Origin of the sequence: Streptomyces deccanensis (assembly GCF_022385335.1) — a bacterium.
GTDB lineage: Bacteria > Actinomycetota > Actinomycetes > Streptomycetales > Streptomycetaceae > Streptomyces > Streptomyces deccanensis.
On the sequence record NZ_CP092431.1, the window covers coordinates 6,170,450 to 6,192,674 of the forward strand.

16 protein-coding genes are annotated in these 22,225 nt (G+C 71.6%); 8 read left to right on the top strand and 8 right to left on the bottom strand.

Annotated features, from left to right (window positions below; all coding sequences use genetic code 11):
- The first annotated feature begins 5 nt into the window (after positions 1-5).
- The 6 genes from nuoL to L3078_RS27590 all read left to right on the top strand — a co-directional run bounded on the left by nuoL (position 6) and on the right by L3078_RS27590 (position 10,295).
- Positions 6-1,901 carry an NADH-quinone oxidoreductase subunit L gene (nuoL, locus tag L3078_RS27565; protein WP_239756642.1) on the top strand — a complete coding sequence of 632 codons (1,896 nt, stop codon included), beginning with the start codon at positions 6-8 and terminating at the stop codon, positions 1,899-1,901.
- A gap of 5 nt (positions 1,902-1,906) precedes the next feature.
- On the top strand, positions 1,907-3,478 hold the full coding sequence (locus tag L3078_RS27570) for an NADH-quinone oxidoreductase subunit M (protein ID WP_239756643.1): 1,572 nt from the start codon (positions 1,907-1,909) through the stop codon (positions 3,476-3,478).
- The gene (gene nuoN / locus L3078_RS27575) at positions 3,475-5,124 is read left to right on the top strand and encodes an NADH-quinone oxidoreductase subunit NuoN (RefSeq protein WP_239756644.1); all 1,650 of its coding nucleotides are present in this window, start codon (positions 3,475-3,477) and stop codon (positions 5,122-5,124) included. Before L3078_RS27570 ends, nuoN begins: the two co-directional genes overlap by 4 nt.
- A gap of 197 nt (positions 5,125-5,321) precedes the next feature.
- Positions 5,322-7,385, top strand: a complete 2,064-nt coding sequence (gene recQ / locus L3078_RS27580) for a DNA helicase RecQ (RefSeq protein WP_239756645.1) — start codon at positions 5,322-5,324, stop codon at positions 7,383-7,385.
- A 26-nt stretch (positions 7,386-7,411) separates the two neighbouring features.
- Complete coding sequence (locus L3078_RS27585) at positions 7,412-8,602, top strand: AAA family ATPase (protein WP_239756646.1); 1,191 nt, start codon at positions 7,412-7,414, stop codon at positions 8,600-8,602.
- A gap of 19 nt (positions 8,603-8,621) precedes the next feature.
- A complete protein-coding gene (locus L3078_RS27590) occupies positions 8,622-10,295 on the top strand; it encodes a VWA domain-containing protein (protein ID WP_239756647.1) in 1,674 nt (557 codons plus the stop codon).
- A 27-nt stretch (positions 10,296-10,322) separates the two neighbouring features.
- Here the strand turns inward: L3078_RS27590 and L3078_RS27595 are convergent, their stop codons facing one another.
- From L3078_RS27595 to fahA, 8 genes are all read right to left on the bottom strand, one after another.
- Positions 10,323-10,733 carry a hypothetical protein gene (locus L3078_RS27595; protein ID WP_239756648.1) on the bottom strand — a complete coding sequence of 137 codons (411 nt, stop codon included), beginning with the start codon at positions 10,731-10,733 and terminating at the stop codon, positions 10,323-10,325.
- A gap of 236 nt (positions 10,734-10,969) precedes the next feature.
- Positions 10,970-13,783 carry a fumarate reductase/succinate dehydrogenase flavoprotein subunit gene (locus L3078_RS27600; protein ID WP_420864107.1) on the bottom strand — a complete coding sequence of 938 codons (2,814 nt, stop codon included), beginning with the start codon at positions 13,781-13,783 and terminating at the stop codon, positions 10,970-10,972.
- Between the two features lie 11 nt (positions 13,784-13,794).
- Entirely contained in the window at positions 13,795-14,607 is an 813-nt protein-coding gene (locus tag L3078_RS27605; protein WP_239756649.1) for an ABC transporter ATP-binding protein, read from the bottom strand.
- Positions 14,591-15,526: an ABC transporter permease gene (locus tag L3078_RS27610; RefSeq protein WP_239756650.1), complete on the bottom strand. Its 936-nt coding sequence runs from the start codon at positions 15,524-15,526 to the stop codon at positions 14,591-14,593. The genes L3078_RS27605 and L3078_RS27610 overlap by 17 nt, the downstream gene beginning before the upstream one ends.
- Positions 15,523-16,872: an ABC transporter substrate-binding protein gene (locus L3078_RS27615; protein WP_239756651.1), complete on the bottom strand. Its 1,350-nt coding sequence runs from the start codon at positions 16,870-16,872 to the stop codon at positions 15,523-15,525. Before L3078_RS27615 ends, L3078_RS27610 begins: the two co-directional genes overlap by 4 nt.
- Before the next feature lie 24 nt (positions 16,873-16,896).
- Complete coding sequence (locus tag L3078_RS27620) at positions 16,897-17,124, bottom strand: 4Fe-4S dicluster domain-containing protein (protein ID WP_030379773.1); 228 nt, start codon at positions 17,122-17,124, stop codon at positions 16,897-16,899.
- Between the two features lie 38 nt (positions 17,125-17,162).
- Positions 17,163-17,966: a GntR family transcriptional regulator gene (locus L3078_RS27625; protein WP_239756652.1), complete on the bottom strand. Its 804-nt coding sequence runs from the start codon at positions 17,964-17,966 to the stop codon at positions 17,163-17,165.
- Between the two features lie 171 nt (positions 17,967-18,137).
- Positions 18,138-19,388, bottom strand: a complete 1,251-nt coding sequence (gene fahA, locus L3078_RS27630) for a fumarylacetoacetase (RefSeq protein ID WP_239756653.1) — start codon at positions 19,386-19,388, stop codon at positions 18,138-18,140.
- A gap of 211 nt (positions 19,389-19,599) precedes the next feature.
- Between fahA and L3078_RS27635 the strand changes: the two genes are divergently transcribed.
- Together L3078_RS27635 and L3078_RS27640 are read left to right on the top strand one after the other, a co-directional pair.
- The gene (locus tag L3078_RS27635) at positions 19,600-20,859 is read left to right on the top strand and encodes a carboxylate--amine ligase (protein ID WP_239756654.1); all 1,260 of its coding nucleotides are present in this window, start codon (positions 19,600-19,602) and stop codon (positions 20,857-20,859) included.
- 65 nt (positions 20,860-20,924) lie between these two features.
- The gene (locus L3078_RS27640) at positions 20,925-22,127 is read left to right on the top strand and encodes an NAD(P)-binding domain-containing protein (RefSeq protein ID WP_239756655.1); all 1,203 of its coding nucleotides are present in this window, start codon (positions 20,925-20,927) and stop codon (positions 22,125-22,127) included.
- The last annotated feature ends 98 nt before the right edge of the window (positions 22,128-22,225 follow it).

The window sequence follows — 22,225 nt, forward strand, 5'->3', positions numbered from 1 at the left end:
GAATCGTGGAGAACCTGATTGCGCTGCTGGTCGCGGCGCCCCTGCTCGGAGCGGCCGTCCTGCTGTGCGGCGGCCGCCGCCTCGACGCCGTCGGCCACTGGATCGGCACGGCCCTCGCCGCCGCCTCCTTCGTCATCGGCGCGGTCCTCTTCGCCGACATGCTCGGCAAGGAGGCCGAACACCGCGAGATCGGTCAGCACCTGTTCAGCTGGATCCCCGTCGAGGGCTTCCAGGCCGACGTCGCCTTCCAGCTCGACCAGCTGTCGATGACGTTCGTCCTGCTGATCACCGGGGTCGGCTCGCTCATCCACGTGTACTCCATCGGGTACATGGAGCACGACGAGCGCCGGCGCCGCTTCTTCGGCTATCTGAACCTGTTCCTCGCGGCGATGCTGCTGCTGGTCCTCGCCGACAACTACCTCCTGTTGTACGTCGGCTGGGAGGGCGTCGGCCTCGCCTCGTACCTGCTGATCGGCTTCTGGCAGCACAAGCCCAGCGCCGCCACCGCCGCGAAGAAGGCCTTCCTGGTCAACCGCGTCGGCGACGTCGGCCTGTCCATCGCCATCATGCTGATGTTCACCACCTTCGGGACCTTCGCCTTCGGGCCGGTCCTCGGCGCCGTCGGCGAGACGAGCGAGGGCACGCTCACCGCGATCGCCCTGATGCTGCTGCTCGCGGCCTGCGGCAAGTCCGCCCAGGTGCCGCTGCAGTCCTGGCTCGGGGACGCGATGGAGGGCCCGACCCCGGTCTCCGCCCTCATCCACGCCGCGACCATGGTCACCGCCGGTGTCTACCTGATCGTCCGCTCCGCCGCCGTCTTCAACGGTGCCCCGGACGCGCAGCTCGTCACCACCGTCGTCGGCGCGGTCACGCTCCTCTTCGGTGCGATCGTCGGTTGCGCGAAGGACGACATCAAGAAGGCCCTCGCCGGATCGACGATGTCGCAGATCGGGTACATGGTGCTGGCCGCGGGCCTCGGCCCCATCGGCTACGTCTTCGCGATCATGCACCTGGTGACGCACGGCTTCTTCAAGGCCGGGCTGTTCCTCGGCGCCGGCTCGGTCATGCACGGCATGAACGACGAGGTCGACATGCGCAAGTACGGCGGCCTGCGGAAGTACATGCCGGTCACCTTCGTCACCTTCGGCCTCGGCTACCTCGCCATCATCGGCTTCCCGGGCCTGTCCGGCTTCTTCTCCAAGGACAAGATCATCGAGGCGGCCTTCGCCAAGGGCGGCACCGAGGGCTGGATCCTCGGCGGCGTGGCCCTGCTGGGCGCGGCCATCACCGCGTTCTACATGACGCGGGTGATGCTGATGACGTTCTTCGGCGAGAAGCGCTGGCAGCCCGACGAGCACGGCCACGCACCCCACCCGCACGAGTCGCCCAAGGTCATGACGATCCCCATGATCGTCCTGGCGGTCGGCTCGGTCTTCGGCGGCGCGTTCTTCAGCATCGGCGACCGCTTCATCCACTGGCTGGAGCCCGTCACCAAGCACGCGCACGGCCACCCGCCGATCAGCGCCGCGGCGGTCACCTCGGCCACCGTCGCCGTGATGGTCATCGGCGTGGGCCTCGCCTGGCTCCAGTACGGGCGCAAGCCCGTCCCCGTCGTCGCCCCGCGCGGATCGCTGCTCACCCGGGCCGCCCGGCGCGACCTCCTCCAGGACGACTTCAACCACGTCGTCCTCGTACGCGGCGGAGAGCACCTGACGCGCTCCCTCGTCTACGTCGACCACACCCTGGTCGACGGCGTCGTCAACGGCACGGCGGCCTCCATGGGCGGCCTGTCCGGGCGGCTGCGCCGGATCCAGAACGGCTACGCCCGCTCGTACGCGGTCTCGATGTTCGGCGGCGCTGCGATCCTCATCGCCGCGACCCTGCTGATGAGGGCGGTCTGATACCCATGTCCTTTCCTCTGCTGACAGCGACGGCGGCGCTCCCGGCCCTCGGGGCCATCGCCACGGCCGCCGTCCCCGCCCAGCGGCGCAACGCCGCGAAACTGCTGGCGCTGACCGTCTCACTGGGCACGCTCGTGCTCGCCGCGATCATCGCGATCCGCTTCGACCCCGGCGGCGACCGCTACCAGCTCACCGAGTCCCACGCCTGGATCGCCGAGTTCGGGGTGCGGTACGACCTGGGCGTGGACGGCATCGCGGTGGCGCTCATCGGGCTCACCGCCCTGCTGATCCCGTTCATCGTCCTCGCGGGCTGGCACGACGCCGACCCGCTGGAGACGGGCAGCAAGAGGTGGCGGCCGACCCAGGGCTTCTTCGCCCTGATCCTGGCCGTCGAGGCGATGGTGATCATCTCCTTCGCGGCCACCGACGTCTTCCTCTTCTACATCTTCTTCGAAGCCATGCTCATCCCGATGTACTTCCTCATCGGCGGCTTCGGGGACCGGGCCCACGAGCACGGCGAGGAGACGGCGTCCACGCAACGCTCGTACGCCGCCGTGAAGTTCCTCCTCTACAACCTGGTCGGCGGTCTGATCATGCTGGCCGCCGTCATCGGCCTGTACGTGGTCGCCGGGAACTTCTCGCTCCCGGAGATCGCCGAGGCCCGCGCCAACGGCACGCTGGAGATGGCGACCACCACCGAACGGTGGCTGTTCCTCGGCTTCTTCTTCGCCTTCGCGGTGAAGGCGCCGCTGTGGCCGCTGCACACCTGGCTGCCCAACGCCATGCAGGAGTCCACCGCCCCCGTCGCCGTCCTCATCACGGCCGTCGTCGACAAGGTCGGCACCTTCGCGATGCTCCGCTTCTGCCTCGGCCTGTTCCCCGAGGCCAGCACCTGGGCGACGCCCGCGATCCTCGTCCTGGCGCTGATCAGCATCATCTACGGGGCGCTGCTCGCGGTCGGCCAGCGCGACATCAAGCGGCTGGTGGCGTACGCGTCGATCTCGCACTTCGGCTTCATCATCCTGGGCATCTTCGCCATGACCAGCCAGGGCCAGTCCGGCGCGACGCTCTACATGGTCAACCACGGCATCTCGACGGCCGCCCTGATGCTGGTCGCCGGATTCCTGATCTCCCGGCGCGGCTCCCGGCTCATCGCCGACTACGGCGGAGTGCAGAAGGTCGCGCCCGTGCTCGCCGGCACCTTCCTGATCGGCGGTCTCGCGACGCTGTCGCTGCCCGGACTCGCCCCGTTCGTCAGCGAGTTCCTGGTCCTGGTCGGCACGTTCGCGCGCTACCCGGTGGTCGGGATCATCGCCACCGTCGGCATCGTCCTCGCCGCGCTCTACACCCTCGTCCTCTACCAGCGGACGATGACGGGCCCGGTGAAGGCCGAGGTCGAGGGGATGCCCGACCTGAGGGTCCGCGAACTCGTGGTGGTCGCCCCGCTGGTCGCGCTGCTGATCTTCCTGGGTGTCTTCCCGAAGCCGCTCACCGACATCGTCAACCCGGCGGTCGAGCACACCATGTCCGACGTCCAGAAGAAGGACCCCCAGCCCGAGGTGGAGGCGGCCAAGTGAGCGCATCAGCCGTCCACAGCCTGTGGACAACCGCGGCCGACCCGATCACCAAGATCGACGCGCCGAAGATCGAATACGGGCAATTGTCGCCCACCCTGATCGTCATCGGCGCGGCGATCATCGGCGTGCTGGTCGAGGCGTTCGTCCCGCGCAAGACCCGCTACTACGCGCAGGTGTTCGTCTCCGTCGTCGCCCTCGCGGCCTCCTTCGCCGCGGTCGTCGCCCTCGCGGCGGGCGGATACGGCACCACCAAGGCCGGCATCGCCGCCATGGGCGCCATCGCCGTCGACGGACCGGCCCTGTTCCTCCAGGGCACGATCCTCCTCGCCGGCATCCTCGGCGTCTTCACCTTCGCCGAACGCCGCCTCGACCCCGAGACCCACGGCAACAAGGTCGACTCCTTCGCCGCACAGGCCGCCTCCGTGCCCGGCAGCGACAGCGAGAAGGCCGCCGTCAAGGCCGGGTTCACCACCACCGAGGTCTTCCCGCTGCTGCTCTTCGCGATCGGCGGCATGCTGATCTTCCCGGCGGCCAACGACCTGCTGACCCTCTTCATCGCCCTGGAGGTCTTCTCCCTCCCGCTCTACCTGCTGTGCGCCGTGGCCCGCCGCAAGCGGCTCATGTCGCAGGAAGCCGCCGTCAAGTACTTCCTCCTCGGCGCCTTCGCCTCCGCCTTCACCCTCTTCGGTATCGCCCTGCTGTACGGCTACGCGGGCTCGGTGAAGTACGCGACGATCGCCCAGGTCGTCGACGGCACCATCGGCGACCTCAACCCCGCCCTCGCCGACACCATGGGCAACGACGCACTCCTGCTCATCGGCGCCGCCATGCTCGTCATGGGCCTGCTCTTCAAGGTCGGCGCGGTGCCGTTCCACATGTGGACCCCCGACGTCTACCAGGGCGCGCCCACCCCGGTCACCGGCTTCATGGCCGCCGCGACCAAGGTGGCCGCCTTCGGCGCGCTGCTCCGGATCCTGTACGTCGTCCTGCCCGGTCTGCGCTGGGACTGGCGGCCGGTCATGTGGGCCGTCGCCATCGTCACCATGCTGGCGGGCGCGATCGTCGCCATCACCCAGACCGACATCAAGCGCCTGCTCGCCTACTCGTCGATCGCGCACGCCGGCTTCATCCTCGCCGGTGTCATCGCGGCCTCACCCGACGGCGTCTCGTCCGTGCTGTTCTATCTGGGCGCCTACTCCTTCGTGACCATCGGCGCGTTCGCCGTGGTCACGCTGGTGCGGGACGCGGGCGGCGAGGCCACGCACCTGTCCAAGTGGGCCGGGCTCGGCCGCAGGTCACCGCTCGTGGCGGCCGTCTTCGCGGTCTTCCTGCTGGCCTTCGCGGGCATCCCGCTGACCTCCGGGTTCGCGGGCAAGTTCGCCGTGTTCAAGGCGGCGGCGGAGGGCGGCGCGGGCGCGATCGTCGTGGTCGGTGTGATCTCGTCGGCGATCGCCGCGTTCTTCTACATCCGCGTCATCGTGCTCATGTTCTTCAGCGAGCCCCGCCCCGAGGGGCCGACGGTCGCCGTGCCGTCGCCGCTGACCATGACCGCGATCGCGGTCGGCGTCGCCGTCACCCTGGTGCTCGGCGTCGCACCGCAGTACTTCCTGGACCTGGCGGGGCAGGCGGGGGTCTTCGTGCGGTAGCGCTCCGCGCGGTTGTTCGAGAATGGTGGGACCCGGTTTCGAAAGGAGCCGGGTCCCGCCCTCGTTCTCCGGCCCGGAGCCGCCGCATCCGGGTGGAGCCTGTGGATAACTCTGAGGCTGTCGGTGCGGGCGCCTATCGTGGCTAGGGCTGGAGGAACCACGGACGGCACTGGACGCAAGGGCGCGGGGGACGGGCCATGATCGGGACGGGCGGGACGAGTGTGATGGCGGACGAGGACAGGACGACCGGGACGGACAGCGAGGCGCTGGCCGTGCTCCACCGGGTCTTCGGGTATGACGCCTTCCGGGGCGAGCAGGAAGCGATCATCGAGCACGTGGTCGCGGGCGGCGACGCCGTCGTCCTCATGCCGACCGGCGGCGGCAAGTCCCTCTGCTACCAGATCCCGTCCCTGGTCAGGCCCGGCACGGGCATCGTCGTCTCCCCGCTGATCGCGCTGATGCAGGACCAGGTGGACGCGCTGCGGGCCCTCGGCGTGCGCGCGGGGTTCATCAACTCCACCCAGGACTTCGACGAGCGCCGGGTGGTCGAGGCCGAGTTCCTTGCCGGCGAGCTGGACCTCCTCTACCTCGCACCGGAGCGCCTGCGGCTCGACACCACCCTGGATCTGCTGGGGCGCGGCAAGATCTCGGTCTTCGCGATCGACGAGGCACACTGCGTCTCCCAGTGGGGCCACGACTTCCGGCCCGACTACCTCTCCCTCTCCCTCCTCGGACAGCGCTGGCCCGACGTACCGCGCATCGCCCTCACCGCCACCGCCACCCGCGCCACGCACCGCGAGATCACCGAGCGGCTGGACATGCCGCGGGCCCGGCACTTCGAGGCCAGCTTCGACCGGCCCAACATCCAGTACCGCATCGTGCCCAAGGCCGACCCGAAGAAGCAGCTCCTGTCTTTCCTGCGCCAGGAGCACGCGGGCGACGCCGGCATCGTCTACTGCCTCTCCCGCAACTCCGTGGAGAAGACCGCCGAGTTCCTCAGCAAGAACGGCGTCGAGGCGGTGCCGTACCACGCGGGCCTCGACGCGGGCACCCGCGCGGCCCACCAGTCACGGTTCCTGCGCGAGGAAGGGCTCGTCGTCGTCGCCACGATCGCCTTCGGCATGGGCATCGACAAACCCGACGTCCGCTTCGTCGCCCACCTCGACCTGCCGAAGTCCGTCGAGGGCTACTACCAGGAGACCGGCCGCGCCGGCCGCGACGGACTGCCGTCCACGGCCTGGATGGCGTACGGCCTGAACGACGTCATACAACAGCGGAAGATGATCCAGGGCAGCGAGGGCGACGAGGCGTTCCGCCGCCGGGCCGCGGCCCACCTGGACGCGATGCTGGCGCTCTGCGAGACCGCGCGCTGCCGCCGGGGCCAGCTCCTCCAGTACTTCGGCCAGGAACCCCGGGACGAGGGCTGCGGCAACTGCGACACCTGCCTCGTCCCACCGGAGACCTGGGACGGCACCGTCGCCGCGCAGAAGGTGCTCTCCACGGTGGTGCGGCTCCAGCGCGAGCGCGGGCAGAAGTTCGGCGCCGTGCAGATCGTCGACATCCTGCTGGGGCGGCGGACCGCGAAGGTCATCCAGTTCGACCACGACCAGCTCTCCGTCTTCGGCATCGGCGAGGACCTGGCCGAGGGCGAATGGCGGGGCGTCGTACGGCAGTTGCTGGCCCAGGGGCTCCTCGCTGTCGAGGGTGAGTACGGCACGCTCGTGCTCACCGAGGAGAGCGGGGCGGTGCTGCGGCGGGAGCGGGACGTACCGCTGCGCAAGGAACCGAAGAAGCCGGCGACCGCACGACAGGCGTCCGGCGGCTCCGGGGCGTCGGGGTCCGGCTCGTCGGGCTCCGGCCGGGGCGAACGAAAGGCGAAGGTGGCCGTCGAACTCTCCGACGACCTGGTCCCCGTCTTCGAAGCCCTCCGCGCCTGGCGCGCCGAACAGGCCCGCGAACAGGGCGTCCCCGCCTACGTCATCTTCCACGACGCCACCCTCCGCGAGATCGCGGCCACGGCCCCCGCGTCCGTCGCCGAACTCGGCACCATCAGCGGTATCGGCGAGAAGAAGCTCGCGACGTACGGGGAGGGCGTGCTCGGGGTCCTCGCCTCACTGGGCGGCACCGGCACCGACGAGGGCTCCTCGGCAGCCGCCCCGGCCACCGCCGCCGCCACCGCTTCAGCCACGGACGGGGACGCGCACGGCTCCTTCGACTGGCCGGACGACGAGCCGGAACCCGAGCCGGACGACTGGGCGTAGCGGACACACGGGGGGAGGGGACCACCATGGACGCGCAGGACACGGCGGAGAAGCTGCGGGCGATCACCGGGGAGCTGTCGGAACGCTTCTACGAGCGCGACGACGTGGTACGCACCCTGATGGTCACCCTGCTGGCCGGGCAGCACTCGCTGCTGCTCGGCCCACCCGGCACCGCGAAGTCCGAAATGGCCAGAGAACTCACCGGCAGGTTCGAGGGGGCGGCCTACTGGGAGATCCTGCTGTCGAAGTTCACCGCCCCGACGAGGATGTTCGGCCCCATCGACGTCGCCGCCCTGACCCGAGGCGAGTACCGCCAGGTGTACGAAGGCCGCGCCACGACCGCGCACGTCGCGTTCATCGACGAGATCTTCAAGTGCTCCATGGCCGCCCTCAACGAGACGCTGGGCTACCTCAACGAGCGGATCTACCACCCCGAGAACGGCGGCGAGCCGATCCACTGCCCCCTGATCGGAGCCATCACGGCGAGCAACGAACTGCCCGTCGGAGAGGACTCGGCCGCGATCTACGACCGGCTCCTGGTGCGCATCGAGGTCGGATACCTCGAAGACCCCTCCAACTTCGCCGCGCTGGTCCGCTCCGCCGTCAGCCGCCCCCGGGCACCGACACGGACCACCGTCGAGCTGGCCGCGCTGCGGCACGCGGTCACCGAAGCCGTGCCCGCCGTCGCCGTGCCCGACGCGATCGTCGACGCCGTGTGCACACTGCGCGCCGCCCTGCGCCGCAAGGAACTCGTCGCCTCCGACCGCCGATGGCGGCAGGCCGTGGCCCTGCTCCAGGCGTCCGCGTACCTCGACAGCCGCGAGGAGGTCGCCGAGGCCGACCTGTCGGTGCTGACGCACGTGCTCTGGGACTCCCCGGCGCAACGCCCGACCGTCGAGCGCGAGGTGCTGCACCTGGTCAACCCCGACGCCAAGGAGGCCCTCGACCTGGCCGACACCATCGACGAACTGGAGGCCCAGCTCGACGCGATGGCCGGGCAGTCACGCGAGGCGCTGAGCGAATGGGTCATCAAGAAGGCCCACAACAGACTGGCCATGGCGGGGCAGCGACTGGAGAAACTGCGCGAGGAGGCGGCGAGTTCGGGCCGTTCCACCGCCGCCATCGACCGGGTCACCGGCCGCCAGCGGGCCGTACGCGCCCGTGTCCTCACCGAGGCCCTCGGCGTGGACGCGAGCACGGTGCAGGCCCAGCTCTGAACGAGGGGGGATCGCAGCGATGGACGGGACCACATCCGAAGCGGTGCCCCGGGGCGGGGCACCGGCCAGGCTGGACGAGTTGGCGGGGCGGGCCGGCAAGTGGCTGGGGCTGACGGACACGGTGTCCGAGCGGCACACCGCCGCGGTCGTCGCGGACCGGTTCGACCGGATCACGTGGCGCGACACGTACGAGCAGTCGGTGGGACTGCGCGAACTGGCCGAGGAGTTGGCCGGAGGGCCGGTCGACGGGCGATACAGGCAGCACGGCCAGACCGCCGACCTGCTCACCGACGTCTTCCTGGCCGCGTACAAGGTCCGCCCGCGTTTGCGGGAGCGGACGGAGATGACGCCCTCCCGGCTGGTCAACCACCAGGTGATCACCTTCCTGACGGAATCACCGGAGTACGCGGAACTGCACCGGGAGACGGCCGGCGATCCCTACGCCGCCGCCATGGCCGTGCTCGCCCAGGCCCCGGCGCTCCGCACCATGCTGGAGCGCACCCGCGACGCCCGCCGGCGGGCCGAACAGGCGGACCGGGCCCAGCGGGACGCCGCCGACGCGGCGACCGCCGTCGCCGAGGTCCTGCGACGGGCCGCGGACGAGGCGGACGAGGACGGCACCGTGCCGGCCACCGCAGCCGACGCCGTGGACCAGGCGGTCAGGGACGCGGAGAGGGCCGAGGCCAGCGCGCGGCGCGCCGCCCTGGACGGCGCGCGGGCCCTGACGGCGGCGGCCCCCGGCGCCCGCGCCGCGGCGCGGACCGGCGCGGCCAAGGCCGCCGAGGCCGTACAGCAGGAGGCCTCGCTGATGCGGGCGTGGGGTGTGGGCGCCGGCGAGCTGGAGCGGATGTCGTTCGACCGGCGGGCACGGCTCGCGGAGCGGCTGCGCACCGGCCGGCTCGCGGAGTGGGCCGAACTCATCGGCCGTTTACGGCAGATGGCCGCCGGGGAGCGGGCCCGCAAGGTCGAGAACACCGTCGGGGAACTCGTCGGCGTCACCCTCGGCGACGACCTCTCCCGTCTCATCCCCTCCGAGCTGGCCAACCTCGGGCTGCCGGAGCTGCGGGCCGTGTTCGCCGCGCGGTACGCCGCCGGGGAGCTGATGCTCTACGACGGCCAGGGGGAGCAGAGCACGGGCCGGGGCGCGATCATCGCGTGCGTCGACACCTCGCACTCGATGTACGAGTCGGGGCCCGGCGGAGTGACGAGGGAGGCGTGGTCGAAGGCGTGCGCCCTGGCGCTGCTGGACCAGGCCCGCCATGCCGGACGGGACTTCGTCGGCATCCTGTTCTCGGCCGCCGACAGGATCCGGGTCTTCCGCTTCCCCGGTGACGGGCCCGCCGACACGGCCCGGGTCATCGACTTCGCGGAGACGTTCCTCGGCGGCGGCACCAGCTATCGGACGCCGCTGTCGGCGGCCGGGGAACTGCTGAAGGAGGAGTTCGACGCCGCCGGCCGCGCCCGCGGGGACATCGTGATGCTCACCGACGACGACTGCGGTGTCACCCCGGAGTGGATGCGCTCCTGGAACGAGGCCAAACACGCGCTGGGCTTCCGCGTCTTCGGCGTGGCCATAGGCGCCCCCCGGGTCACCGACGCCGACTCGGTCCTGGACACCCTGTGCGACAACCTCCGCTCCATAGAGGACCTCACCGACGTCCACACCGCCGCCGACCTGTTCCGCGTGATCTGACCCGGGCCCGCCCGGGCCGCCCCGGTGTCAGCTTGTTCCTTGTCTTCCGTCCGTCTCGTAGGGCGGGGACGGACGGTTCCAGAGGGCGTCCGACCGGCTGACGATCTTTCGAAGTTCGCGGGCGCTTCGTGGCGACAAGGCCTGCATCGCTGTGTCGAGGAGGGCTCGGGCTTCGAGAGGGTCCCCGCAGCAGTACCAGTGCGCGTTGCCCCACTCGTAGTCGTGCCACAGGGCACGCTCGGGCTGGTGGACGTAGTCCCTCCACAGGCCCACAGCCGTGCTGACGTCGCCTGGCTGCAGGTAGTTGCGGGAGCGCTCGAGGCGGATGATCTCGCACAGCGCACGCGAGGACAGGCCGTCGATGACCGGCCTCGCACCCGTAGTCCGGTGGTTGCCGGGGTCGCCGACACGGATTTGTCTCGGCCGCCTACGCGGCATGGACCTTTCGGTTCGTCGTCATGCGGTACATGGTGCCACCGTCTCGAAAACCGCGCGATGGCCAACTCCCCGGCCGGCGCACCGAAACCGTCCCGGTCCGGCCAGGGCGACCGCCGGGTCCGAAGAACCTACAGACCCGGCAAGCCCTTCGTACGACTCGTGTGCGAGTCCATGTCGGGAAGCATGCCACCCGGCCAGTCACGCACATCTGCTCCGAGCCGAGGTTGAACGGCAGCTCACAGCGCGCGGGACGCGTATGCCCTGACGTCGGCGTCCGGGTCCTTGGTGGCTGTGGTGAGGGCGGTGCGGGCGGCTTCGGTGGTGGTGTGGTGGGTGAGGGAGAGGACGGCGGCCTTGCGGACGTCGGCGTTGGGGTCCGAGAGGGCTTCCGTGAGGGCGGGGACGGCCACGGCCGTCGTCGCGGTGGACAGGGCGGTGGCGGCGCCGGCCCGTACCTGCCAGGCCGGGTCGGCGAGGGCGGTCACGGCCTGGGGGGCGAGCGGCGGCGGGCAGCCGACGGTGCCCAGCGCGCCGTAGGCGGCGGCCCGGACCAGGGCGTCGGGGTCGGTGGTGAGGGTGGTCAGCGCGGTCAGTACCGCGGCGGGGGGAGAGGAGGCGGTGCGGTCGGCGGACACCGTGGCCAGGGCCTTGGCGAGGGTGACGCGTACCTCGCGGGACGGGTCGATGGGGGCCGCGTGCGCCAGTTCGGTGGCCGCGTCGACCGAGACGAGGGCGCGTACGGCCTCGATCCGCACACTGATGTCGGAGTCCGTCAGGGAGCCGGCGTACAGGGCGGTGTCGCCGAGGCCGAGGGCGCGCAGTACGTCCAGGGCTGCGGCGCGGACGACCGGGTCGGGCTCCGTCAGGGCGGCAGCGAGGCCGTCGCGGAGGGCGGCGTCGGGCGGGAGCGTCTCGACCAGTTCGCGGAGCGAGGCCGCGGCGGCGGCCCGCACCTCGGGGGCGCTGTCGCGGAGCGCCTCGGCGAGGGCCGACCCGGTGCCCGGAGGCAGGGTCTCCGTGAGGACGGCGACCGCCTCACGCCGGACCGTGGGCGCCGGGTCCGTCAAGTAGGGCCGCAGCGCGGCGAGTTCGGGCTGCTCCTCGGCGAGGGCGACGAGTTCGAGGAGGCGTGCGGAGGAGGTGGAGGAGGAGGCGGCGTGGGGGGTGGGGTGGGAGGGGAGGGGGAGGGCCCCCTCCCCCGAGCCGTCCCCGGCACCCACACCGGCACCCGACCCCGATCCCGAGCCCACTCCCGCCGCCACCGGTGCCACCTCCCGTGACCCCGCCGTCGCCACGTTCTCCGCGTGGACCTCGCCCAGGTGGCGGGAGGGGCCGCCGACGGGGGTGAACTCCTCGACGGGGACGAGGTAGGGGGCGACGGGGCGGGCGGTGAACTCCATCGTGCCGGAGGGGGACTTGCGCAGGTCGAGGTGGTGGAACCAGGAGGTGTCGTCGCGCTGGGGGTGGTCGAGGCGGTCGTGGTAGAGGCCCCAGCGGGACTCGGTGCGGGCCAGGGAGGCACGGGCGGCCATCTCGGCGCAGTCGCGGATGAAGGAGACCTCGGCGCAGCGCATCAGCTCGTGCGGGGTGCGGGCGCCCATCTCGGCGATGTCGGCGCGCATCCGCTCGAACGCGTTGAGCGCGAGGGAGAGGCGGGAGCCGGACTTCGGGGGCGCCACGTAGTCGTTGACGAAGCGGCGGAGCTTGTACTCGACCTGGGGCTGCGGGGGACCGTCGGGGTTGTGCAGCGGGCGGTAGATCAGCTCGTGGGCGTCCCGGAGCTGGTCGTCCGGCAGTTCGCCCTCGTAGGGGGAGTACTGGGAGGCGTCGGCGCCCGCGAGGTCGCCGAACACGAACGCGCCGATCATGTAGTTGTGGGGGACGCAGGCGAGGTCGCCGGCGGCGTACAGGCGGGGGACGGTCGTCCGGGCCTGGTCGTCCACCCGTACGCCCGAGGCGGAGTGGCCGCCGCACAGGCCGATCTCGGAGATGTGCATCTCGATGTCGTGGGTGCGGTAGTCGTGGCCGCGACCGGCGTGGAAGGTGCCCCGGGTCGGGCGTTCCGTGGTGTGCAGGATCGACTCCAGGGCGGAGACGGACTCCTCCGGGAGGTGGCTGAGCTTCAGGTAGACCGGGGCACGGTCGGAGGCGATCTCGGCGGCGAACTCGGCCATCATCTGGCCGGACCAGTAGTCGGAGTCGACGAAGCGTTCGCCGTGCCGGTTGACCTGGTAGCCGCCGAAGGGGTTGGCGACGTAGGCGCAGGCGGGGCCGTTGTAGTCCTTGATCAGCGGGTTGATCTGGAAGCACTCGATGCCGGTGAGTTCGGCGCCCGCGTGGTACGCCATGGCGTAGCCGTCGCCCGCGTTGGTGGGGTTCTCGTAGGTGCCGTAGAGATAGCCGGAGGCGGGCAGTCCGAGCCGGCCGCACGCGCCGGTCGCGAGGATCACGGCTCCGGCGCGCACGGTGACGAACGCGCCGGTGCGGGTGTTGAAGCCGGCCGCGCCCACCGCCCGCCGGGCCTCGCCCTCGCCGGCCGTCAGCACGCGGACCGGCATCACCCGGTTCTCGATTCGGATGCGTTCGCGCATCTCCCGGCGCCGCAGCTGCCGGTAGAGGACCTTCTTGACGTCCTTGCCCTCCGGCATCGGCAGGACGTACGACCCCGAGCGGTGCACCTGGCGGACCGCGTACTCGTTGTGCTCGTCCTTCTCGAACTTCACACCGTACGACTCGAGCCGCCGGACCATGTCGTAGCCGCGGGTGGCGGTCTGGCGGACCGTGGACTGGTCGACGATGCCGTCGTTGGCGCGGGTGATCTCGGCGACGTAGTCGTCGGGTTCGGCGCGGCCGGGGATGACGGCGTTGTTGACGCCGTCCATGCCCATGGCGAGGGCGCCGGAGTGGCGGACGTGCGCCTTCTCCAGGAGCAGGACGTCTCCGCCGTGCTCGGCGGCGGTCAGGGCCGCCATGGTGCCGGCGGTGCCGCCGCCGATGACGAGGACGTCGCAGGTGAGTTCTTCGGCGGCGGTGAGGGCGGGGATCTCCACCAGAGGGCCTTTCAGGAACCGAGGGAGGTCAGGACGTCGCGGCGCAGGGCCGTGCGGGCCGGGTCGTCATGGGCGGCGCGGTCGCGGGGGCGCGGGACGTCCCGTACTGCGGTGAGGCGGCCGGAGCCGAGGAGGGCGACGCGGTCGCCGAGGAACAGGGCCTCGTCCACGTCGTGGGTGACGAAGACGACGGTGGCGCCCGTGCCGCGCAACACCTCCACCAGCAGGTCCTGCATCCCGGCCCGGGTCTGGGCGTCGAGCGCGCCGAACGGCTCGTCCATCAGGACGGCGCGGGGGTGCCCGGCGAGGGCGCGGGCCAGTTGCGCGCGCTGGCGCTGTCCGCCGGAGACGCGGTGCGGCAGCTGCCGGGTGTACTCGGCGAGCCCGACCCGGGACAGCCAGGCCTCGGCCTGCGTACGGCGCTCGGCGCGGGGCAGGCCCCGGATGGCGAGCGGGAGTTCGACGTTGGCGCGCAGGGTGCGCCAGGGCAGGAGGGCGTCCTCCTGGAAGACGAGGGCGCGTTCGGCGGACGGGCCGGTCAGGGGCTCCCCGTCTTGGGTGATCCCGCCGGCGAGCGGCGGCAACAGGCCCGCGAGGGTGCGCAGCAGGGTCGACTTGCCGCAGCCGGACGGTCCGACGACGGTGAGGATCTCGCCGGGGGCCACGTCCAGGTCGACGCCGGTGAGGGCGACGGCGTCGGGGCGGCCCAGGTCGGCGGCGTGGAGGGCGAGGCGGGTGCCGCGTACGGGGGCGGGCGCCCGCTGCTCCTCGGGGGCCTGTGCCTCCGCGTGGCCGGGGGCCCGCGTCTCAGACGAGGTGCTCATCACGTGCCTCCTGGGCCTCGGCTGTGGCGGTGACGGGGGCGGCCGGTGCCGCCGCGGTCCGGGCGGTCCGGGTGGGCCGGGGCGGCCGGCTCCCGGCGGTGTACGACGTGCGGGGCAGCCAGTGCGTCAGCCGGCGGCCGATCAGCTCGACGGCGGTCGACGTCAGCCACCCCAGGACGCCGATCGTGGCCATGCCGACGAAGACGCCGGGGTAGTTGACGACGGTGTAGTCCTGCCAGGTGCGGTAGCCGACGCCGTACTGTCCGGAGATCATCTCGGCGGAGATCACACAGATCCACGAGACGCCGATGCCGACCGACAGGCCGCCGAAGATGCCCGGCAGCGCGCCCGGCAGGACCACCGAGGCGAGCACCCGCCACCGGCCGCCGCCCATGGTGCGGACCGCCTCCTCCCACACCGGGGTCAGGGCGCGGACCGCGTGCCGGGTGGAGACCAGGACCGGGAAGAACGCGGCGGTGAAGGTGATGAAGACGATGCCCTGCTCGTTCGAGGGGAACAGCAGGATCGCCACCGGGACCAGGGCGATCGCCGGGATGGGCCGGACCACCTCCAGGACCGGCCCGAGCGTGTCCTCGGCCAGGCGCGAGCGGGCGACGAGGATCCCGACGGCCACCCCCGCCACCGCCGCCAGCAGGAAGCCGGTGAGGATGCGGGTGAGGCTGTCGGTGAGGTCCGTCCAGTAGTCCGGCCCGGTCACCCGGTCCGCGAAGGCGTGCGCCACGTCCGTGACCGTCGGGAACTGCGAGAACCGCAGCCACACGTCGACGTCCTGGCTGGTCAGCAGCTGCCAGATGCCGAGGGCGGCGATCAGGGACAGCGCGCGCAGGGCGTAGCGGGCGGCGGGCCGGGAGCCGGGGCTCCGTACGCGCCGGGCGCCGGTTTTCGCGGGGCGGCTCACGACGCCCGGTCCAGGGCGGCGGCGTAGGTGATGATCTCGGCGCCGTCATGTCCGGCGACGTAGGCCTTCGCCGTGGCCGGGGCGACAAAGGGGAGGAGCTGGTCCCCGTCGGCCACCCAGACCGCCTTGTCGGCGAACCACTGGGTGCCGGTCGTGGCGTCCGGGACGTACGCGGCACGGATGCCGTCCTTGTGCGCGGCGACGTGGGCGAGGAGTTCGGCGGGCGTCTTGAACTCCTCGGTCTTCGTCGCGCCCTTGGGCCAGACCTCACCGGCGGCCGGCGCCGGAGCGGCGGCGAGCCTCTTGTCGTAGGACGCGCCGAGCGCCTCACGCACGTAGTGGTCGTCGACGAAGGCGTCCACGTCCACGTCTCCGGTCAGCTTCGCGGCCTTGAGGATCGGGACGTCCTTCTTCAGGGCGGCGATCAGTTCGGGCTTGAGCGAGGGGTCGAAGGTCGCGATGCCCTGGGCGCCGTTGTAGAGGTAGACGACCTCGGCCGGCAGCCCGGTGGCGTCGGCGACCTTCTCGGCGGCCTCGACGGGGTGTTCGTCGAGGTAGTCCGTGGCCTTGGCCTGGGCGCGCAGAAAGGCCTCCAGGACAGCGGGCCGCTGCTTCGCGAAGTCCTCGCGCGCGGTGACGCCGTGGAAGGTGGGTAGGTCCAGCTGCGCCCCGTCGTACAGGGCCTTCGCCTTGCCCTGGTACGTCAGCAGTCCGGGCCAGGCCACGAACTGCGACAGCGCGTCCGCACTGCCCGCCGTGAGCGAGGAGGCGCCGACCGCCGGCTGCTGGTTGAGCTTCTCGATGTCCTTGTCGGCGTCGAGGCCGGCGTCCTTCAGCGCCCGTACGAGGGTGCCGTCCGCCGCCGATCCGACGCTCGTGGAGACCTTCTTGCCCTTCAGGTCGGCCAGCGTGCCCAGCTTCGAGTCGGGTGCCGTGACGATGGTGTTGAGTCCGCCGCGGAGGTTGTAGCCGGTGGCGGCGACCAGCCGGGTGGGCTTGCCGAGCTGCTTGCCGCGGGCGGCGTTGAGCAGCAGCGGGAAGTCGCCCATCGAACCGATGTCTATCTTCCCGGCGGTCATCTGGGCGGTGATGGGAGCGCCGGTCGCGTAGTCCTGCCAGTCGACCTTGTACGTGGTCTTCCCGCCCAGCGCGTTCAGCTCGTCCTCGAAGTAGCCGAGGGAGCGCAGCAGGGTGCCGGCGGTGACGGTGTTGATGGTCTTCGACTGGTAGCCGACGGTCACGGTGACGGTCCCGCCGTCCGCCGCGCTGCCGCTGCCGGTGCCGCAACCGGCCAGGGCCAGCGGCAGCAGGAGGGCGGCGGGCAGGACGAATCCTCTGTTCTTCATGGGAGTGCGGACCTCTCGGCGATCTCAGCGGAGCAGATAGGGCATGTTGACCGTGACGGCGCCCGTGGGGCAGCGGGCGGCGCACGGGCCGCAGTACCAGCACTCGTCGACGTGCATGTAGGCCTTGCCGTTGCTCTCGTCGATGGCCAGGGAGTCCAGCGGGCACATGTCCACACAGAGGGTGCAGCCGTCGATGCACTTCGACTCGTCGATGGTCACGGGCACGTCGGCCCGCTGGGGCGCCAAAGCCATGGCTGTCTCCAGGGAGGGGCGGAACAGGGGTTACGGGTTCACCGCGAGCGGTGCAGCAGGCCGCTCATCGAGATGCGGTCGCCGCGGAAGCGGATGAACTCCAGGTCGACGGGGCGGCCGTCGGCGAGGTGGGTGAGCCGTTCCAGCATCAGGACGGCTGAGCCGCGCGGGGCTTCGAGCACGGCGGCGGAGTGGGTGTCGGCGTTCACCGCCTCCAGGGTGATCTCGGCGTGCCCCAGGGCACTGCCGGTGATCGCCTCCAGCAGGCGGAAGACGTCGGTGTTCTCCAGGTCGGCGCCGAGGAGCGCCGTGCCGAGGTCGAGGGGGCCGAGGGTGAGCGGGATGTAGGTGAGGTCGAGGGAGAGGGGGAGGCCGTTCAGGCGGCGCAGACGTTCGATGTAGAGGACGTCGGTGCCGGGCGGGACGTGCAGGCGGTCGGCCACGGGGGTGGGGGCCGGGGCGGGGCCCATGGTGCGGACCTCGTTGCTGACCGTGCCGTGTTCGCGGAGGGTTTCCGCGAGGCCCATCAGACGGTCCAGGCCGTGCGGGTACTTCCGGGCGACGACGACGGTGCCGACGCCCGGGAAGCGTTCCACGAGCCCTTCGGCGCGCAGCAGGTCCAGGGCCTCGCGCACGGTGTTGCGGGTGGCGCGGTAGTCGGTGGCGAGGGTGGACTCGTGGGGAAGCGTGCCGTCCGCGTAGCCGCCGCTGAGGAGCTGACGGCGCAGCAGATCGGCGAGCTGCCGCGCCTGGTCCGCCCGCAGCCGGCGCCGCGCGCGGTGGGCGGCGACGGTGGTCGCGCCCTGCCCTGCGTGGTCCCGGACACGGTCGGTGGATGGCATGTTTCGAACCATACCGAAATGGTGGGGAAAGCAATGTTGCCGGAGTGTTGCGCCATCTGAGGAGGTGTCGAGGAGGGTGCTGACCTGCGCTTACGTGGGGACGGGGGCAAGATCTGCCACCGGTTTGTCCAAGGGGTGGGAACGCGGCTCCGATGGCTGGGACGCGCCGGTCTACTCCGGGGCCGCCACCACCCGCCCCGTGACCTCGCCCAGCCCCACCTTCGTGCTGCCCGGCCCCGGCGCCCATGCCGTGAGGGTCACCTCGTCGCCGTCCTCCAGGAACGTGCGGCTGCCGGTCGGGAGGTCGAGGGGGTCGCGCCCGTTCCAGGTGAGTTCCAGCAGGGAGCCCCGCTGGTCGGGCGCGGCCCCGCTGACCGTGCCGGAGCCGTAGAGGTCGCCGGTGCGCAGGGACGCGCCGTTCACGGTGAGATGGGCCAGCTGCTGCGCGGCCGTCCAGTACATCGTGGCGAAGGGCGGCTCCGAGACGACGTGCCCGTTGACCGCGACGCTGATCCGCAGGTCGTACCCCCCGGGGTCGATGTCCGGCGCGGAGTCGTCCAGGTACGGCAGCAGCGGATGCGTGCGCTCCGGCGGTGCCACCCGCGCCTCCTCCAGCGCCTCCAGCGGCGTGACCCAGGCCGAGACCGACGTCGCGAACGACTTCCCGAGGAACGGCCCGAGCGGAACGTACTCCCAGGCCTGGAGATCACGCGCCGACCAGTCGTTGAGGAGGCACACCCCGAAGACGTGGTCGCGGAAGTCCGCGAGCCCCACCGGACGCCCCCGCTCGGACGGCACGCCGACCACGAAGCCGACCTCCGCCTCGATGTCCAGCCGCACGGACGGCCCGAACACGGGCACCGGATCGGTCGGCGCCTTGCGCTGCCCGGCCGGCCGTACGACCTCCGCGCCGGACACGACGACCGTGCCGGACCGGCCGTGGTAACCGATGGGGAGGTGCTTCCAGTTCGGCGTCAGCGGATCCGGCGCGTCGGGACGGAAGATGCGGCCCACGTTCCGGGCGTGGTTCTCGGAGGCGTAGAAGTCGACGTAGTCGGCCACCTCGAAGGGCAGGTGCGGGGTGACCGAGGACAGCGGGTGGAAGTACGGCGCGATCGTCTCCCGGTGCGAGGGCACCGTCAGCCATGCCGTCAGGGCCCGCCGCAGGTCGGACCAGGCCGTGCGGCCCGCCGCCAGCAGGGGGTTCAGCGTGGGGTGCGCCAGCAGCGCGGCGTAGGGGGAGCCGAGGGCGTGCGCCGCCGCGGCGGCGTCCAGTACGTGATCGCCGAGACGGACCCCGACGGTACGAGGTGCTCCGGACGCGCCGAGGGAGAAGACGCCGTAGGGGAGGTTGTGCGGACCGAAGGGGTGGCCCTCGGGGACGTCGAAGGGGTGACCCTCGGGGACATCGAAGGGGGGCATCGGGGGGTGCCTCGCTCTCGTGCGTTCCGTCGTACCTCTGGTCGCGGCTCACGTTACGGGGCGGTGCCAAGATCGGGGAGTGTCTAAAGAGTTCGCAATGTCCTGATAGGGGAGGGTCGGAAGGAAAGGTTCCGGCTTAGCGTCCTCTGGGGGACTACGGACGGGGTGGGTCCGGGTCCGGTAGGGGGGACACGTGGGGGGACCCGTGGCCATGGGTACTTGGGGTGCGCCGGTACAGGCGGACCGAGGCGTTCCGGGGCTCGTCGTGAAGCTCGGCGACTATCCGCTGCACCACGGCGGCGTCGGAGCCATCCGCAGCCTGGGCCGGCTCGGCGTGCCGATGTACGCGATCACGGAGGACCGGTACACACCGGCCGCCGCCTCGCGCTATCTGCGACGCGCGTTCGTGTGGCCGACCACCGGGACGGAGGAGCCCGAGTGGCTGGTGGACGGACTGCTGCGCATCGGCCGGCGCATAGGACGGCCCACCGTGCTCATCCCCACCGACGAGGAGGCCGCGGTGCTCATCGCCGAGCACCAGGAGGAGCTCGCGACCCGCTTCCTCTTCCCCCGCGTCGACGCCAAGCTCCCGCGCCGCCTCGCCAGCAAACAGGGGCTGCACGAACTCTGCGTGGAACACGGCATCGCGAGCCCCGCCAGCGCGTTCCCGCAGTCGTACGCGGACGTGGAACGGTTCGCGGAGACCGCCCGCTTCCCCGTCGTGGCCAAGAACCGGGAGGCGTTCGAACGGCGCAGGCAGCCCGCGGTGAACGGGACGACCCGCATCGCCGACCGGCAGTGCCTGCTGCGGCTGGCCCGCGGCTGGGGCGAGCGGCCCGGGGTGATCCTCCAGGAGTACCTGCCCCGCGAGGACGCCGAGGACTGGATCGTGCACGCCTGCTTCGACGCGGACTCCACCCCCCTCGCGATGTTCACCGGGGTGAAGGTGCGGTCGTGGCCGCCGCACGCGGGGATGACGGCGAACGCGTACGTCGTCGACAACCCCGAACTCGCCGACATCGCCGCCCGGTTCATCAAACAGATCGGGTTCACGGGGGTCATCGACCTCGACCTGCGGTTCGACCGACGGGACGGGCGGTACAAGCTGCTGGACTTCAACCCGCGGATGGGCGCGCAGTTCCGGCTGTTCGAGAACGAGGCCGGGATCGACGTCGTACGCGCCATGCACCTCGATCTGACCGGACGCCCGGTGCCGGAGGGAGAACAACTCGCCGGGCGGCGGTACATCGTGGAGAACATCGATCTGCCGGCCCTGCTCGCCTACCGGCGCAGCGGTTACACCACCCCGCACGCGCCGCCGCGCGCGAGCGGTACGGAGCTGGCGTGGCTCGCGGGTGACGACCCGCTGCCGTTCCTCACGATGCTCGCCCGCTTCGTACGGCCGGGTGCGAAGCATCTCTACCAGCTGTGGCGGGACAACCGCCTCGGCAACACCCATGTGCGCCCCTAGCCCGTAGGGCCGCCGGCGCGCGTGACCACACGAAGTAGACATGAAGCGTCCTGGGGAGGGACTTCGTGATTCAACCGGTAGCAGTCATCGGTGCCGGGCCGTTCGGTCTGTCCACCGCCGCGCATCTGCGCGCGCACGGCATCCCGGTCCGTGTCTTCGGTGAACCCATGGTGAGCTGGCGGGACAACATGCCCGCCGGGATGTTGCTGAAGTCGACACCGGCGGCGTCGAACATCGACGCGCCGCAGCACGGCCACACCCTCGCCGACTACTGCGACGCGGCGGGCGTCCGACGGCTGGTGACGGACGAGGACATCATCCCCGTCGAGACCTTCATCTCCTACGGCGAGTGGTTCCAGCAACGGCTCGTGCCCGACCTGGAACGGGTGCGCGTGGTCTCGGTGGACCGAGGCAGGAGCGGCGGCTTCGAACTGAAGCTGGACTCGGGCGAGTTGTTCACGGCACGGGCGGTCGTCGTGGCGAGCGGCCTGTTCGGGCTGGCGCACCTGCCGGCCGAGCTGGCGGGCGCGGCCGTGGACGGCCCCACCCCCCTGGGGCCCGTCTCGCACAGCTCCCAGCACGCCGACCTGAGCCGGTTCGAGGACAAGGACCTGATCGTCGTGGGCGCGGGGCAGTCCGCCCTGGAGACGGCGGTACTGGCGGCCGAGGCCGGCGCGCGGGTGCGGGTCGCCGCGCGCGGGCGGGGGGCCGTGGCCTTCGGCGCGCCCCCGTGGAAGCAGCCGAGGCTGCGCCCCGAGTCGCCGTTCGGACGGGCCTGGTCGCTGTGGGCGCTCAGCTACTACCCGCACCCCTACCGGTATCTGCCCGCCGCCACCCGGCACCACCTGGTCCGCCGGGTGCTGGGCCCGCTGGGGGCGTGGTGGCTGCGGGACCGGTTCGAGGGCCGTGTGGAGGTGCGGGAGGTGGAGCGGGTCGTGCGGTCCGGCGTCATCGACGGACGTCCGGTCCTCGTGGTGCGCGAGCACGACGGCCGTACGGTCGAGATGGGCGCCGATCATGTCATCGCGGCGACGGGGTACCGGGTGGACCTCGGGGCGATGGGGTTCCTCGGGCACGAACTCCGTACGGAGCTGGGGACGAGCCGGGGGACGCCGGTGCTGGGGGCGGGGTTCCGGTCGTCGATCCCGGGGCTGTACTTCACGGGGTTGCCGGCGGCGGCGTCGTACGGGCCGGTGATGCGGTTCGTGTGCGGGACGGAGTTCGCTTCGCCTCGGTTGGCTCGGCATCTCGCTGCGGCGCATGGGTGAGTGAGGGGCCGGGTTCAGCTCGGGGGGTGCGGTGCGTCGCGGGGTGCCGGGCCGGTGGGGCTTCTCGCGCAGTTCCCCGCGCCCCTTTCGAGGCCTGC